This window comes from Xanthomonas vesicatoria ATCC 35937 (genome assembly GCF_001908725.1).
GTDB lineage: Bacteria > Pseudomonadota > Gammaproteobacteria > Xanthomonadales > Xanthomonadaceae > Xanthomonas > Xanthomonas vesicatoria.
In genome coordinates this window covers 2830694-2846544 of sequence record NZ_CP018725.1, presented here as the reverse complement: position 1 = coordinate 2846544, position 15851 = coordinate 2830694, and the positions used below count along the sequence as shown (strand labels likewise).

General features: G+C 64.1%; 9 protein-coding genes. 4 read left to right on the top strand and 5 right to left on the bottom strand.

The features are described from left to right. The first annotated feature begins 443 nt into the window (after positions 1 to 443). The 4 genes from recC to BJD12_RS12280 all read left to right on the top strand — a co-directional run bounded on the left by recC (position 444) and on the right by BJD12_RS12280 (position 11217). A complete protein-coding gene (recC, locus tag BJD12_RS12295) occupies positions 444 to 3851 on the top strand; it encodes an exodeoxyribonuclease V subunit gamma (protein ID WP_005993891.1) in 3408 nt (1135 codons plus the stop codon). Beyond that, entirely contained in the window at positions 3848 to 7585 is a 3738-nt protein-coding gene (gene recB / locus BJD12_RS12290; RefSeq protein WP_005993893.1) for an exodeoxyribonuclease V subunit beta, read from the top strand. The genes recC and recB overlap by 4 nt, the downstream gene beginning before the upstream one ends. 449 nt (positions 7586 to 8034) lie before the next feature. Beyond that, on the top strand, positions 8035 to 10371 hold the full coding sequence (recD, locus tag BJD12_RS12285; protein ID WP_074059386.1) for an exodeoxyribonuclease V subunit alpha: 2337 nt from the start codon (positions 8035 to 8037) through the stop codon (positions 10369 to 10371). 333 nt (positions 10372 to 10704) lie between these two features. Next, positions 10705 to 11217 carry a hypothetical protein gene (locus BJD12_RS12280; protein WP_229003664.1) on the top strand — a complete coding sequence of 171 codons (513 nt, stop codon included), beginning with the start codon at positions 10705 to 10707 and terminating at the stop codon, positions 11215 to 11217. 99 nt (positions 11218 to 11316) lie between these two features. Here the strand turns inward: BJD12_RS12280 and BJD12_RS12275 are convergent, their stop codons facing one another. The 5 genes from BJD12_RS12275 to BJD12_RS12255 form a co-directional block, all read right to left on the bottom strand. Continuing rightward, positions 11317 to 11571, bottom strand: coding sequence for an antitoxin (locus BJD12_RS12275; RefSeq protein ID WP_042828628.1), 255 nt, complete (start codon positions 11569 to 11571; stop codon positions 11317 to 11319). Positions 11572 to 12140: 569 nt separating this feature from the next. Continuing rightward, positions 12141 to 12473 (bottom strand): hypothetical protein, encoded by a 333-nt coding sequence (locus BJD12_RS12265; protein WP_005997004.1) that lies wholly within the window; start codon positions 12471 to 12473, stop codon positions 12141 to 12143. Between the two features lie 117 nt (positions 12474 to 12590). Beyond that, positions 12591 to 12977, bottom strand: coding sequence for a hypothetical protein (locus BJD12_RS24780; RefSeq protein WP_005997006.1), 387 nt, complete (start codon positions 12975 to 12977; stop codon positions 12591 to 12593). Continuing rightward, positions 12974 to 14746, bottom strand: a complete 1773-nt coding sequence (locus tag BJD12_RS12260) for a hypothetical protein (protein WP_005997008.1) — start codon at positions 14744 to 14746, stop codon at positions 12974 to 12976. Before BJD12_RS12260 ends, BJD12_RS24780 begins: the two co-directional genes overlap by 4 nt. A 52-nt stretch (positions 14747 to 14798) precedes the next feature. Then, positions 14799 to 15635, bottom strand: a complete 837-nt coding sequence (locus BJD12_RS12255) for a restriction endonuclease (protein WP_005997011.1) — start codon at positions 15633 to 15635, stop codon at positions 14799 to 14801. Between the last annotated feature and the right edge of the window lie 216 nt (positions 15636 to 15851).

Genomic DNA, 15851 nt, shown 5'->3' with positions numbered 1-15851 from the left:
GGCGCAGGCCCGCTCAGCAAGCAACGCGATGGGCCGGGCGATGACCCCGGCCCATCGCATTTGCGACGTTTGCCCGGTGGATGCGGTTGGCCCGCCGCTTGATGGCCTGCCCTTGTTCGACCTGCGGTCGCGATCACGCAGTTCGCACGCCGGCTGTCATGCGATCGCGGCGCGGGAATGTGCACCGCTCTGACTCCGGTGCTGGCCGACGCGGCGCTGCCGGGCAGCGTCGATGCGCCGGCCGGCGGCCACATCCATCTGACGTCGCGCGATCCGCACGCGGCGTCGAATGCTGCGCCGCACGGCATTGGTAATGAGGGGCTGCATCGGATTGCAGCGCGCCTGCGCGCTCGACAGCACGGCGCACGTGCATCAGCGCCAGGGAAGATTGCGGCCAGCGCCGACAGCGCATCACGCGCGCATCCGGCACAATGCGCGCACGCATGCACGTCACCTCCGCGCCCGATTTCCGCCTTTATCCATCCAATGCGCTGGATACCCTGGCTGCCCTGCTGGCCCAGGAACTGCGACGACCGGTACCCGGGCAGCCGCTGCTGCAACCGGAGGTGGTGCTGATCCCGCAGGTGGCGATGCGGCGCTGGCTGCAATCCACGCTGGCGGCCGAGCACGGGGTGGCGGCGAATCTGGAATTCCTGACCCCCGGTGAATTCGTCGCGCGCGCGCTGGAGTGCAACCTGGGCCCGGCCGACGACGATCTGGACATGGCCACCACGCAGTGGCGGCTGTACGCGGCCCTGCAATCGGACCTGGGCAGCGATGCGGCGTTGGCACCGCTGGCCGGCTATCTGTCTGACGGCGACGCGCTCAAGCCGTGGGCGCTGGCCGGCGAGCTGGGCAGTGTGTTCGAGAAATACCAGGCCTGGCGCCGCGACTGGTTGCTGCGTTGGGAAGGCGGCGCCGACCCCGACGATCCGCAGGCGCGGCTGTGGCGCAGCATCGCTTCCGGCCGGCAATACCGCGCGCGCCGCATCGGCCAGTATCTGGACCGGTACGCGCGCGCCGACGGGCCTTTGCCACAGGGCTTGCCGGGCCGGCTGTTCGCCTTCGCCATCCTCAATATCTCGCCCGACGTGCTGCGCGTGCTGGCCACGCAGGCGCGCGTGGGCACGCTGCATTTCTATCTGCCCACGCCCACGCAAGACTATTGGGGCGATTTGCAGACCCTGTGGCAACGCCGGCGCGAAGACGGCGCGGTGCAGCTGTTCGCCGAACAGGTGCAGGAAAACCCGCTGCTGCAGGCCTGGGGCGCGGCCGGGCGCGACTTCATGGCGCTGGTGGGCGATTACGAGGTGGTGCATCCGCTGGCCGAAATCGCCGCCTATGCCGACCCGCTGGAGTCCGGCCGTCGCGCGCTGGCCGATGGCGGCCTGGGCGACAGCCTGTTGCGGCGCATGCAGAGCGATTTGTTCCATCGCCGCGCGCCACGCGTACCGGCCGCGTTGCCGACGGTGAATCTGCACGACCCCAGCCTGCAGGCGCACGCCTGCCACACGCGGCTGCGTGAGTTGCAGGTATTGCACGACCAGCTGCGTGCCTTGCTCGACGACCCGCGCTTCGACCCGCCCTTGCAGCCGCGCGAGATTGCGGTGTTGTCGCCGGATATCGACCCGTACGTGCCGTATCTGGACGCGGTGTTCGGCAGCCACGGCAACGACGACGCATTGCCGTATGCGCTGGCCGATGCCAGCCCGCTGGCAAGCGAGCCGCTGGCCGAGGTTTTTCTAAGCTTGCTCGGCTTGCCGATCGCACGCTTCGGCCTGCATGAAATTCTCGACCTGCTGGCCAGCGCACCGATTGCGGAAGCCGCTGGCCTGGACGAAGCCGGGCTGGAACGCCTGCGCGGCTGGCTGCACGCGGCCGGCGCGCGCTGGGGTCTGGATGCGGCGCATCGGCGTCAACTGCAGGCCCCGAGCGACGACGCCTACACCTGGCGCTTCGCGCTGGACCGGCTGCTGCTGGGGCATGCCAGCGGTGCCGACGACGACATCGATGGCGTGGCGCCGTGGCCGCAGCTGGAGGGAAGCGCATTGGCCGCGCTCGATACCTTATTGCGGCTGTTGCGCGTGCTCGAACGGCATCAAGCGGTGCTGGCCGAAGCGATGACGCCGGTGGAGTGGCGCGAGCGTCTGCTTGGCCTGCTGGAGGCGCTGATGCCAAAAGCGCCCACCGCACCGCGTGCACAGCGCGCGCTGGACCGCCTGCGCAGCTTGATCGACCAGTTCGCCCGCGATGCGGTGCGCGCCGACTACGCAGGCAAGGTGCCAGCCGAGGTGGTGCGCGCGCATTTCGCTGCGGTGCTGGGCGAGTCGGACACGCGCGCGCCGCTGCTCACCGGCGGCATCAGTTTCGGCCGCATGGTGCCGATGCGCCTGCTGCCGTTCCGGGTGATCTGCCTGCTCGGCATGAACGACGGCGACTTCCCGCGCCGCGACCCGGCCGCCGGGCTCAATCGGCTCACCGCCGAGTTGGGCACCGAGCGTCGCCGCCACGGTGATCGTTCAACGCGCGAGGACGACCGGTTCTTGTTTTTGCAGTTGTTCGCCTCTGCGCAGGAGGTGTTCTACCTGAGCTATCTCGGCGCCGACGCGCGCGATGGCAGCGTGCGTGAGCCGTCGGTGCTGGTGAGCGAGTTGCTGGGCAGCGCGGCGCAGTACCACGCCGACCCAGCGGCGTTCGACACACTGGTAGTGCGTCACCCGTTGCAGCCATTCGCCGCCGCGGCGTTCGGCGCGGTGGGCGACGACGCGCACGCCGACCCACGCCGTTTCAGTTATCGCCGGCAATGGCGCCCGGCGGTGGACAGCCTGACCGGGCGGCGCCGGGCGCTGGCGCCGTGGGTGGCCGGCGCACTGCCGGCCGACACCGTTGCGCTGCCTGCCAACGTGTCCATGGACGACCTGCGCCGCCTGTTCGGCGACCCGGCCGGGCAGTTCCTGCGCCACCGCCTGGGCATGCGGCTGCCCGATCCGGCCAGCGAAGACAGCGACCTCGAACCACTGCTCGCCTCCACCCGCGGGCTGGACCACTACGGCCTGCAGCAGCAGGTGTTCGAAGCGGCGCTGGCCGACGACACCGAGCGGCTGTACGAGCGTCTGCGCGCGCGCGCACTGCTGCCATCCGGCCCGCTGGGGCGCCGCCAGCTCGATGAGCGGGTGGCCCAGCTGCGCCCGTATGCGCAGGCATTCCGGCAATGGCGTGGCGAAGCGCCCGCACAGTCGCGCCGGCTGCAGGTGCAGATCGGCGCGACGGAAGTGCATGGCCGCGTGCCTGGTTGGTACGCCGATGGCGTGGGGCGGGTGCAGGTCGGCGCGCTCAGCGGCCGCAGCGCGATCCGTCACGGCCTGGAATGGCTGCTGCTGCGTGCCGCCGGCGAGCACGCGCCGTATGTGCGCTTCTTCGAACACGATGACGGCCTGGGCCCGCATCCCATCGACCCCGCACCGCTCTCGCAGGCACAGGCGCAACACGCCCTGGGTGAACTGTTGCAACTGTATTGCCGCGGCCTGCAAATGCCGTTGGCGTTTGCGCCGTACAGCAGCTGGAAATACCACCTGGGCGCACGCAGTGGTGATCTGGACAAGGCCATTAAGGACGCCGCCGGGCAATGGCAGGCCAGCTTCGGCTGGAGCGAATCGCAGAGCCCGGAATTGCGCCTGGTCAACCGCGGCCGCGACCCGTTTGCCGATGCACAGCGCTTTGCAGACTTCGCCACTACCAGCCAGCGCGTGTACGACCTGCTTGAACGCGGCAACACCGATACCTCGCTCGCCCCGGAGCGTCTGATCGACAGTTGGCGACACTGGCACGGCGCTCAGGACGACGCCGAATGAGTACGCCTGCGACCGACCCGTATCTGCAATTGTCGCTGCACGGCGTGCGCCTGATCGAAGCCAGCGCCGGCACCGGCAAGACCTTCACCCTGGCCACGCTGTTCACCCGGCTGGTGGTCGAACGCGGCCTGCGCATCGGCCAGATCCTGGCGGTGACCTTTACCGAAGCGGCCACGCAGGAATTGCGCCGCCGCATCCGCGAACGCCTGGTGCTGGCCGCAACCCTCGTACCCGACGCTGCCGTAGGAGCGGCTCCGGCCGCGAACGCACCTAACGAAGACGCGCCCACAGCGGCGCCCGATGCGCTGCTCACCTGTGCCCTGCTCACCGCGCATCTGGCCCACGGCGAGGAAACCCCGGCTGCGTTGCGCCGCCGCCTGCAGCAGGCGGTGGAAGAAATCGACCTGGCGGCGGTGTTCACCATCCACGGGTTCTGCGCACGGGTGCTGCGCGAACACGCGCTGGAAAGCGGCCAGGCGTTTGCCGCGCCGCAACTGCTCGCCAACGACCGCGAACTGCTGGGCGAAGTGGCTGCCGATCTGTGGCGCCAACGTGCCGCCGATGCGGCGATGGCCGAGGATCTGATCGCGCTGTGGTCGGGCGGCCCGCCCGCACTGGCCACCGATCTGCGCGCATTGGTGCGGCACCCGCAGATCCTGCCGGCAGCGACCGACGCCGGCAGCGATGATGCCGCCGGAGTGCTGCAGGCCGTGCACGATGCACGCCACGCGCTGGCAGGTGCGTTCCAGGCGCATGGCACGGCGTTTTTCGAAACCCTCATGTCCGCCATCGATGGCGGCATCTTGAGCAAGGTCAGTTACAAACCGGAGTGGCTCACCGCGCTGTGGCACTGGTTCGAAAACTTTGCCGCCGCGCCGTCGCTCGAACATGCGCCGCACCCCAGGCTACTCAAGTTGACTGCTGCCGAGCTGGTATCGGGCACCAACAAGAAGTTCGTCGACCGCACGCCGGCCTCGCCGATGAGCCACGAAATCGACGGCTATCTCACCGCGCTGGCACGCGTCGAACAATGGCGCACCCGCCGCCGCATCCGCCTGCTGCACGCACTGCGCGACGATGCCATCGCACGGCTGGCGCTGCTCAAGCGCCAGCGCCGCGTGCAGACCTACGACGACCTGGTCGACGGCGTGGCGCACGCGCTGCAAGGCCCGCAAGCCGATGCCTTGGTGCAACGCCTACGCGCGCAATACGCCATCGCGCTGGTGGACGAATTTCAGGACACCGACGACCGCCAGTGGGGGATCTTCTCCAACGTGTTCGGCGAAGGCCCACTCGCACGTGCGGCGGGCCTGGAGCCGGCGCTGTTCCTGATCGGCGACCCCAAGCAGGCCATCTACGGCTTCCGCGGCGGCGACGTGCGCACCTATCTGGCCGCGGCGATCACCGCCGAACTGGCGCCACCGCTGAGTCATAATTTCCGCTCGCGCCCCGGGGTGCTTGCCGCGATCGACGCGCTGTACGCGCAGGCCGGCTACACCGACGCCTTCCTCACCGACGGCATTGCCTTCCACCCGGTGCAGCCCGGCACCAAGCGCAACGATGCCGACCTGCAGCGCGATGGCGCCACCGCCCCGGCGCTGACGTTGTGGCGCGCGCCGGAACCGCCGCCGCCAAGCAAGGGCAAGCCCAAGCCCAAGCCCTGGAGCGCCGGCCGCGCCCGCGAACTGGCCACCGCCGCGTGCGTTGCCGCCATTCGCGGCTGGCTGGCCGGTGGCCGCGACGGCACCGCCACCATCAATGGCAACCCGGTGCAGGCGGGCGATATCGCCGTGCTCGTGCGCAGCCATGGCGAGGCCACGCGCATCCAGCAAGCACTGGGCGCGGTGGGTATTCCAGCGGTCGCCGCCGGCAAGCAGAGCCTGTTCGCCACCGACGAGGCGCTGGAACTGCTGGCCCTGCTGCAGGCCTTGCTCGACCCTGGCGACGATAGCCGCCTGCGCGCCGCGCTGGCCACCGTGCTGATCGGCGAAGACGCCACCGCCATTGCCGCGCTAGAACACGACGGCGAACGCCATCGCCGCTGGCAGCAGCATGCACTGGACTGGCGCGAACGTTGGCAGCGCGGCGGCCCGCTGGCCTTGATCGGCGAGCTGGGCGCCACGCACGGGCAACGCCTGCTTGCACTGGTCGATGGCGAGCGCCGCCTCACCAATTACCTGCAGCTGGCCGAACTGCTGCAGGAAGCCGACGTGCGCGCACTCGGCCCGCATGGCCTGGTCGACTGGCTGGCACGCCGCATCGCCAATGCCGACGACAACGACGAAGCCCAGCAACTGCGGCTGGAATCGGACGCGCGCCGCGTGCAGATCGTCACCCTGCACAAGAGCAAGGGCCTGGAATACCCGCTGGTATTTTTGCCGTACATCGGCATCGGCCGCAGCGACAAGGGCGCCGGCCGCCATTGCGTGGTGCATGCGCCGGAGCTTGGCCGCCAGCTGCACTGGAAGACGGAGAAAGACGACCCAACCTGGAGCGCCGCCGAAGCGGCCTGGAAGCAGGAACAACGCGCCGAAGACGCGCGCCTGCTCTACGTCGGCCTGACCCGCGCCGAGCATGCGCTGTGGATCGCCAGCGGCAGCTTCCATCAGCATGAACGCACCGCCTTGGCCGGCATGCTGCGCGCGCTCGATGCGCTGCACGGCGCGGCAGGCGAGGGCACGGTGGTGGTGGACACCAGCACCCCGCCGACCAACCTGCCGCGCCTGCCACCGCCGCTCGAAGCGCAGGTGCCGCCGGCGCGCACCCCGCAGCGGCATATCGCCCCGGAGTGGTGGGTCTACAGCTTCACCCAGCTGGCCAACGCCGATGCCGGCGCCGCCAGCGACCCGATGGCCAGCGCCACGGTGGTCGGCAGTGGCGGCAGCGACGAACCGGCCGGCAGCGAGGCGATCGCCGTGGCCACCGAGGTCGACGCCTTCGACCCGCGCTTTGCCGGCAACCGCTTCGGCGTGGTGATGCACGACGTGTTCGAGCGCTGCGACTTCGCCGCCTGGCATGCGTGGCAGCCCGGCCAACCCGCGCCCGATGGCCAAGCCGCCCCGATCGTCGAGGCCCTGCAACGCGGCGGCTATGCCCAGGACGACCTCGACGACGGCCTGCGCATGCTCACCGCGCTGATCGGCCACACCCTCACCGTGGTGTTGCCCGAAGGCACCCCCCTGGCGGCCGTGCCCGAGCCGCAGCGCCGCAACGAGCTGGAATTCCACTTCGCCATGCGGCCCACCCGTGTAGAGGCACTGCTCGCCTTGCTGCATCGCTTTGGCGTAGTCAGCGACCGCCAGGCCTTCGGCGCGCGCCAGCGCCTGGAAGGCCTGATGACCGGCCTGATCGACCTCACCTACACCGTGGACGGCCGCTGGTACGTGCTCGACTACAAATCCAACCGCCTGCCCAGCTACGACGCCGATGCCCTGGCCCACGCCATGGCGCACAGCGAGTACGAGTTGCAGGCGCTGATCTACACCGTGGCCCTGCACCGCTGGCTGCGTTTCCGCCTGGGCGATGGCTACGACTACGCCCGCGACTTCGGCGGCGTGCGCTACCTGTTTTGCCGCGGCCTGGATGCAGCCGCCTCCACCGAGCCCGGCACCCCGGCCCCCGGCGTCCACGCCTGGCGCTTCGACCCGGCCCTGGTCGCCGCGCTGGACGCCCTGTTCGCCGGCAGCCCCACGGAGCCGGTCTCCAGCAACGCAGGCACGCCCAATGCCCATTAGTGCACAGCCCCTTGCGGCCGACGCACCAAAGCTCCGCCGCCGTCGGGAGCGCGGACAGCCCATCAGCATCGACGCATTAACGCCCACCTCCCCCCGGGAGAACGCACAGCCCGTCAGCGCCGCTGCACCAAAGCTCCTCTTCCCCCGGGGCGATCAGGCACGGGTTGCGCGCCACTGGCGCGCGTGCCTTGGAGCCCCCGTACCGCTGGCGCGTGCCAGGACGCGCAGCCGGGGTGAGGGTACATCCGCCGCCGAAGCCTCCAAGCCATGACCCAACAGACCGCATTGTCGATCAGCGCAGTGCGCAAGCCGCGCTCCCCTCGAGGCGAGCAGACACTGCTTGCGCGCAATGGCGCGCGTGCCTGGCCGTGCCTGCGCCACGCCGCGCGGGCCGGGGCGCGCAGCGGAGCTTGGGGTGAGGGCGCCTGCGCCCAACAGGCGTCCACCCCATGAACCAGCCAAACCTCTTCAGCGCGTTAATCAAGGCCGATGCGCTACGCCCGCTGGATCTGGCCTTCGCGCAAAGCCTGCAACGCCTGGCCCCGGACACCGACCCCCAGGTCCTGGCCGCCGCCGCGCTCGCCTCGCTGGCCGTCACCAGCGGTCATGCAGGGCTGGACCCCGCCCGCGCCGCCATGCTGCTGGACGCGCGCGAGGGCCAATCGCCCGCGCTCCCCGATCCAGGCGACTGGCAACGCAGCCTGGCCGCCTCGCGCTGGGTCGATCAACCGGCTCCGGAAGACCCCGCCGCCGCCGACTGCCCGCTGGTCCTGGAACACGGCCTGCTCTACCTGCGCCGCTACCGCGAGTACGAACGCCGCCTGGCGCTGGGCCTGCAACGCATCGCCGCCCAAGCGCCGCCGCCCTTCGACGCCGCCACGCTAGCCCCGCTGTTCGCGCAGCTATTCCCCCAGGCTTCCCCTCTGCCCCCGGGAGAGGGTGCCCGAAGGGCGGGTGAGGGTACGGGCCTGCCCGAGCCATCCGCCGACCAGGAAGGTACGGCCCCGCTCGAGCCATCCCACCACCAAGACGGCACGAACCCATCCCATCACCCGGACCGTCAGGCCCAGGCCGCCGCCCTGGCCCTGCGCCGCACCCTGCTGCTGGTCACCGGCGGCCCCGGCACCGGCAAGACCACCACCATCGCCCGCCTGCTGCTGCTGCGCATCGCCCAGGCGCAAGTATCCAACACCCCGGCACCGCGCATCGCCCTGGCCGCGCCCACCGGCCGCGCCGCCGAGCGCATGGCCGAGAGCCTGCGCTTTGCGGTCGCCCGCGCCATCGCCGACGGCATCCAGCTCGCACCCACTCCCGCTGCAGCCTCGCCCGGGCAAGCGAAGCCGTCGCCGTACCCCGTCACTTCCCCTCCCCATCAAGCGACAGAGCCACCGCACCCCGATGTTTCCCCTCTCCCGCAAGCGGGAGAGGGTGCCCGAAGGGTGGGTGAGGGCCAGCCGTCCACCTGGAACTCCCTCCTCCCCACCGGCGCCAGCACCCTCCACCGCCTGCTCGGTGTCATTCCCGATTCCCCGAACTTCCGCCATAACGCGGACAATCCGCTGCCGTTCGACCTGATCGTGGTCGACGAAGCCTCCATGGTCGACCTGCCGCTGATGTGCAAGCTGGTGGAAGCCGTGGCCGACGGCACCCAGCTGATCCTGCTCGGCGATGCCGACCAGCTGCCCTCGGTAGAAGCCGGCGACGTGCTCGCCGCCATCCTGCAGGCCGCCGGCCCCGGCGACACCCTGCAGCCGCAGGATGCACAGGCGCTGCAACCGCTGCTCGGCAACGCGCCCGGCGACACCACGCCCGCCGCCACCCACAGCGGCGGCCTGGCCGGCCACCGCGTGCACCTGCTGCGCGGCTACCGTCAGGCGCACGACTTCGCGCTCGCCCCGTTGGCCGACGCCGTGCGCGCCGGCGACGCCGACACCGCCCTGGCCCTGCTGCGCAGTGGCGAGCTGGCCGGCGTGCACTTCCACGAAGACGGCGAAGACCCGCTCACCCTGGGCCGCGACGCACTGCTCGCCCACTGGCGCGCGCTGGCCGACGCGCACGACCCGGCCGCCGCCCTGCGCGATGCCGCGCGCCTGCGCCTGCTCACCGCCGTGCGCGCCGGCCCGCAGGGCGCACGTGGCCTCAACGCCCGTATCGAACAACTGCTGGCCGAAACCGGCTCCGGCGCCCGCCGTCTCGGCAGCGCCTCGCCCTGGTTTCAGGGCCGCCTGCTGCTGATCACCGAAAACAGCTACCGCCACGGCCTGTTCAATGGCGATGTCGGCATCTGCCTGCGAAGCGATGCGAGTCCCTTTTCGGGGCGCAGCGACGAAGGCCCGTCCTCACCGCCAGGCCAGTCCGCCGCCACCGCCAACCGCCACGCCCCAGGCACCGACAGCCGTGCCCAAGGCCCATTGGTCGCCTGGTTCGAAGGCGACGGCGACGGACAGGTGCGCGGCTTCCACCCCGCCGCACTGCCCGCGCACGAAAGCGCCTTCGCCATGACCGTGCACAAGGCCCAGGGCAGCGAATTCGACACCGTCTGGCTGCAACTGCCCACCCGCGACGCCCGCGTGCTCAGCCGCGAACTGCTCTACACCGGCATCACCCGCGCCCGCCGCGCCCTGCACCTGGCCGGCAGCGAAGCAGTCATCCGCGCCGCGCTCGCAAGGCACGCCGCGCGGATTTCGGGGCTGGCATGGCGGTTGGGTGCGCAGCAGCAGGCGGCACCCGCCAAGCCAGCAACAGAACCATCCACTGCGTTGCCTGTACAGGGGTCGTTGTTCTGATGGACGCGGGCCGGCGATGGCAGGATCACTTACGGCAAAGCGGCACGTTCGCCCATCACCATCACCGTGAATACCTGGATAGCACGGTGTTTGCCGACAACGCGTTGCCTACAGAGGCAGCTATTCGAAATTTTCGGATAACTGCCGCCTACGGCAACAGTGCACGTTGAATTGAAATATCGCGCCGAGCATGAGTCGCCATTGCCGTCTGCCCGGGAGTCGCCTGCCAAGGTGGTTCCATCCGTCCAGGGCTCGTTGTTCTGATAGACCCCAAGCCGGGGATGTGGCGTAAGAACGCATGGCAAGCAAGCGCTTGCGCTAGGGAGGTGAATGATGAAAGCAGTATGGATTCTTGGGACGGTTGCGCTGGCGACGTGCTTCGCCGCTACTGCGGCCGGGAGGCTGGATATCAAGCTCCAGAACATGCAGACAGCGCATATAGCGACAGCTGGAGCATCCGTCTCAGTCACGATGACCAACGCAGGTGACCGGCCCATCGAGCTACCTGCCTCGTATGTTCCAGACGTGGATAAAGGTGGGAGATTGCAGGCCAATCTGTTCGAGGTCCTGCAAGAGGATGGCAGCACCGTCGACTATCGCGGCATCTACGTGCATAACGTCCGCGGTTCCACGCAACCTCTTGTCTTGAAGCCCGGGCAGTCAATCGTCAGGACGATCAACCTGTCACGGAGCTACCAGACCATGCCTGGACGCACGTACTCGGTCGCGGTCTATCCGTTTGTGCGTTATCGGGAGCAATCGGAATCAAAAAGTAAAAGCACCTCAGCCGATATGACGTCTCTGAAGACTGCTACATCCAACAGCATCCAGATCACACCTCGATAGGTCTGCGATGTATCAGAGAATCTGCGCTCGGTATGTCGAGGTTAGCGGATGATCCCGCGCAGACCGCTTCCTATGCGTCGGTGAGGACGTAGCTGTACATCAACCGCGACGGCGCTCGGCCAATTCTTCATCCAGGATGGTGCTGATGCTCTTGCTAGATACCTTGCCGGCAAGGCCTTCCTCGACACGCCCCCCAAGCAGGCTTATTAACTCATGCCATGCTTGATCGGCGTTTACGTCGCCAGGAAAGAGACGTTCAAGCGCGTATTGCTTGATGGTCTTGCCTTGCAAAGCCGCCAGCGCCTTTAGGCTCTGGTGCTGCTGATCGCTCAGATCGATGGTCAAACGGCTCATGACGCGCTCCGAAATCTGCACAAACCCATATTAGTAGCGGGTTCGGCCGGCTCGTTGTTCGGTCTACAGTGGCGTTGGGGCACTACCGCAGGCCATGTCAGCAGCGCTTGAGGGAATCTGACAGGCCGAGTTCGCAAGCCAACGCTCAGCGCCACGCCCTAAAAAACGGGAGGCCAGGCCTGCGCCTGACCTCGTCTGCCGTCTGGCAGGCTGGGCGGCTTACTTGCCCTTCTTTTCCTGCTTGGCCGCGCGCTTTTCCTTCAGCGTCTTGGTCGGCTCTTTCTTCTGGCTCTTCTTCTGGTCCATCCCCTTGCTCATGACACCCTCGTAGTTGCTGGATTGATCGGTCGGGCAGCGCCATGACCCTGGCGTGCCTGCGCACTGTACGGCTTGCGCGGGGTGGAAGGGCAGAGGCAGCGCAAGGCCGGGCGACGGGCGGTGCGTCCGGCCCGGCATCTGCTCGCCGCAGCGGGCGCCGGCCGCCCCGGCGCTGCCGGCAGGGCCACAAACGCAAACGCCCGCGTGCGACGGGGAAGGTCGGCATGCGGGCGCTGGCGATAGCGGCGGGCTTACTTGGCCGGCACGCGCTGGTACTGCTCGCCACCGGTATTAAGGTGGCCATTGGTCTCATCGATGGCAAAGTTCACCGTCTCGCCATCGTTGCTGACTTGCAGCGCCCCGTCCTTGTAGACCGCCGGGTAGCTCTCGGTCTTGGGCTTGCGGCTGAAGAACTTCGGCGTGGTGCTGCGCACCATGAAGGTTTCGCCATTGCGCTCGATGTCCATCGTCTCGTCCTGGGTCTGCACGTTGACCCAGTGGCCGACGAACTTCTCGCCCTCCACCTTGGCGCAACCGCTCATCAGCAGTGCCGCGGCCAGCGCGGTCCCCATCCACTTCATCATCGTGTGTTCTCCAGTTGAGTCTGGAGCCGAGGATGGCGGGTGGGGGATGTATGGGAGGTCAAGGTGTCTCATGTCAATTGAAAACGTGACATTACCCCGTCACCCCGTGTGTTTGCTTTATGGAAGCAACTTGACTTCTGCATAGAGGGCTTTCAAGTGAGCTATTCCCAAATCCAGAATAGGCTCATACATGAATGAGTTCAGATGAATGTTTTCAGGGGTCATCAAGTTGACTTGCTCAAGAACAGAAACATCTTCCAGCCTCCCAAGGCCCAATCTCTTATATTCCTGAAGAAGTTTGATTGTCTGATTCTTCTTGACGGCTTCAATAAAAACAGCATTGTTGATGGTTCTAATCATATGCCGTTCGGCTAAAAGCCTGATGGCAATTGATAGGACAATTTTTCCCTCAAGTTCTATTGCTTCCTCCTGCTGATTGAAAACCAATTCTGCTTCTTCGTGGATCACATCAATTACTAGCTTCGCTGGTGGGGTCAGTGTCATTGCTGCTTATCAGCCAATATCTTTTTATATATCGCGCAAAGCTCATCAAGAGTTAAAGTGTCGGTATCCTCTTTGACATGCAGCAGTGATGTCAGCTTTAAAAATTCATCTTTATGCCCGCAGAATTCAGCCAAATTCCTAACAAAAGGAATGGCTGAGATGCAGTAAGCGGGTGTGGTTATGTTCTTCTTCCAATAATCAAATGGATTGTTCTGATATTTTTCTTGCACCAGCTTCAACTTCCTTCCGGTTTTTGTTGCATGTAGCTTGCAGCTCCAATCTAAATTTAACCGTCCGCTGATACTCCTGTAGAAGTCGAAGTTGTGAGAGAGAAAAAGACACATGAACTTCCCTGAGTTGAAAATATCCTTTAGATACTCAATGATTGCATACTTGTTTTTATAGTCAAACGAGTCTGCAATATCATCAATCACTAATATTGTAACTGCGCCTTTCTTCCTTCTTGTCTCTATCTCGAACAAGATGTTCAGTATATAGAGTGATCTTCTTTCGCCTTGACTAAGAACCTTTAGCAAGGATTCTCTAGCAACATCACCTTCACCATCACCATCTCTAAATTTGAATGAAATGGAAGGTTGTGAGCCTTTCAAGATTACATCATCTTGGTTTTCCACAATCATCCTGAACGGGACGGAAAACCGCTTGTTGAAGGAATCAACAACTGCTTCCCATTCCGTTCTTTCACTCTTAGCTTGTTCAACAGTTTTTTCAATAGTGACCTTGCTCGTTCTGTAGGCGTCTAGGAATTGACTATAGAGTTCCTTCTGATCGACCAAGTAGGCAATCCAAAGTTCCTTCTGAAGCTTCTTGAAGTCCTTTAGGTATGGAAGAATGTGTTGGTTATCAAAGAGGTAGTCTCTAAATTTCCTAAGCTCAGTATTTTGGATTTTCTTATCTATCGCATCAAACTTTGTAGCAAGATCTTTATCGGTCAGGATCTTCTTTCGCTCTTCCTCAATTTTCTCAGCAAGTTGATCAGCAGTAGTAACCTCTTTCATCCCATCTTTGGTTCTGAGATTTACTGTGTGCTTGGCTTCAAAAAACCCATTATCTTTGAGCTGCTTGTTAACAGTCGACGCGCTATAGTGATTGAACTGCTTGCTGAGGACATCAGAATTGGACACGAGTTCGTTGTATTGTTGGATATATTCTTCCAGCTGATGCTTGATGGACCCGGAATCCAAAAGTCCAACAGTCTTATCATTAAAAACTTCCGAATACACAACACTGGAAAGCTGCGACGAAGTGCCGGCCTTCACTTGTTCTTCTAATGAATCTACAAGTTCAGCAAGCGATTTCTTACCAAAGCATTTCAAAATTTCGGTTTCTACAGTAATTGTTCTCCCGGTCAGTCCGGATAGTTGTTTGAGTTTCAAAACCAAAGCTGACTGCTTATCTGCAATCTCTTTAAGGGCATAATCATACTTTTGTTTAACTTCGCTATTCACAAGAAGTAATGATGTATTCTCAGAGGCGAAATCGGCATTATATGGCTCAACAACAAAAACTGAATCAGCAGTAATGTCGATTCCTGCATCATCTTTGATTAATTTATTTGAAGCTCTATCTGGAAAAATAAGGTCTTTTGTTTCTCGTCCTTTGGAAAAATCATCGAATGCCTTCGAAAACGAAGTTTTCATGAAACCATTTGGCGCATAGATGGCATATCCATTGCTATTGGTGAAATCAAACTCATGCACCAATTCGCTGATGCCATAACAGTTTTTAAGGTCTACAGACAGCCTCATGTTAATCGCTCGAGTTTAAGTTCCAAAAAAGTAAAAACGTGTTCAAGCGCCTTTACGCAGTTCCCCTGCATTTCGGGAACTGGCTGCAACCTAGAAAATGCTCGCCGGTGCGCCGGTTCCTTCTCTGTACAAACGCGCTGCCGCAGCGCGGGCAGATTGGGTGGGGGACGGCAATTGAAGTAGTCGAGGCAGTCGAAGCAAAGACAGGCTCAATCTTTATAGGTGCCGAGGTCGATGGCGCTATGGCTTGCTGTTTAGCGGCTCGGATAATTTCTAGCAGCTGTTCGCCGCCGATCAGTTCAATCGGCTTGCCTTCGGCAAAGCGCTCAGCGTCCTTCGTGTAGGTACCGATGCAGGCAATCTTGACCGAGTGGGCTTGGTGGTGGGCGAGCAGGCCGTACATCTCCCGCACCACGTTGACGCCGACCTGCTGGCGCTTCCATTGCTTGCATTGCACCAGCGTGCGCCGGCCATCCTTGCGCAGGATCAGGTCGATGCCACCGTCGGGGCCACCCAGGCCGGTTTCTTCGACGCTGTAGCCCTGGCGGCGAAAGGCTTCACCCACCAAGTGTTCGAACTGGCGCCAGCCGCCGGCGGCCAGGCTCTCCAGGCTTGTGCGTGTTTCAAGAAAGCGCCGCCGGCTGCGTGTGCCCAGATAGGAGAACAGCGCAGCAAGCCAGCAGACGCCGAGCAGCGTCCACGCCAATGGCGCGAACATTCCACTAGATTGCTGGGCGAAGCCCTGCGACAGCATTCCGCCCTGGTGAGAGAACCACCAGCTAATGCCGTAGCGCACCACCAGATACGCAGCGATTCCCATAACGAAGCCAACCGGCCACGGCAATGCGGCCAACGCTTCGAATCCACTCTCTTTTTTTCTGCGTCCCATGCAAGAACTCCCGTTCCAGCTTCGACCATAGCCGCTGCAACAGGTTTTGTCAGCAGAGCATCTGGGTCGTTGCGAGCAATGTCCCACCAGGCATCAGCCTCACGCGCTCGAAGGTGAGAAACCCAATTCTTGCTCCAACGCTTGAGGCCGCTTATGCGTCTATCAACGCGACTGCGTGCGTGGGAGTATCAATGCCATCGCGAAACCTCAGGGCCA

What these genes read in the sequence shown, in the direction of transcription:
- recC (WP_005993891.1), top strand. Translation starts at nt 444, where the DNA reads ATGCACGTCACCTCCGCGCCCGATTTCCGCCTTTATCCATCCAATGCG.
- recB (WP_005993893.1), top strand. Translation starts at nt 3,848, where the DNA reads ATGAGTACGCCTGCGACCGACCCGTATCTGCAATTGTCGCTGCACGGC.
- recD (WP_074059386.1), top strand. Translation starts at nt 8,035, where the DNA reads ATGAACCAGCCAAACCTCTTCAGCGCGTTAATCAAGGCCGATGCGCTA.
- BJD12_RS12280 (WP_229003664.1), top strand. Translation starts at nt 10,705, where the DNA reads ATGAAAGCAGTATGGATTCTTGGGACGGTTGCGCTGGCGACGTGCTTC.
- BJD12_RS12275 (WP_042828628.1), bottom strand. Translation starts at nt 11,571, where the DNA reads ATGAGCCGTTTGACCATCGATCTGAGCGATCAGCAGCACCAGAGCCTA.
- BJD12_RS12265 (WP_005997004.1), bottom strand. Translation starts at nt 12,473, where the DNA reads ATGATGAAGTGGATGGGGACCGCGCTGGCCGCGGCACTGCTGATGAGC.
- BJD12_RS24780 (WP_005997006.1), bottom strand. Translation starts at nt 12,977, where the DNA reads ATGACACTGACCCCACCAGCGAAGCTAGTAATTGATGTGATCCACGAA.
- BJD12_RS12260 (WP_005997008.1), bottom strand. Translation starts at nt 14,746, where the DNA reads ATGAGGCTGTCTGTAGACCTTAAAAACTGTTATGGCATCAGCGAATTG.
- BJD12_RS12255 (WP_005997011.1), bottom strand. Translation starts at nt 15,635, where the DNA reads ATGGGACGCAGAAAAAAAGAGAGTGGATTCGAAGCGTTGGCCGCATTG.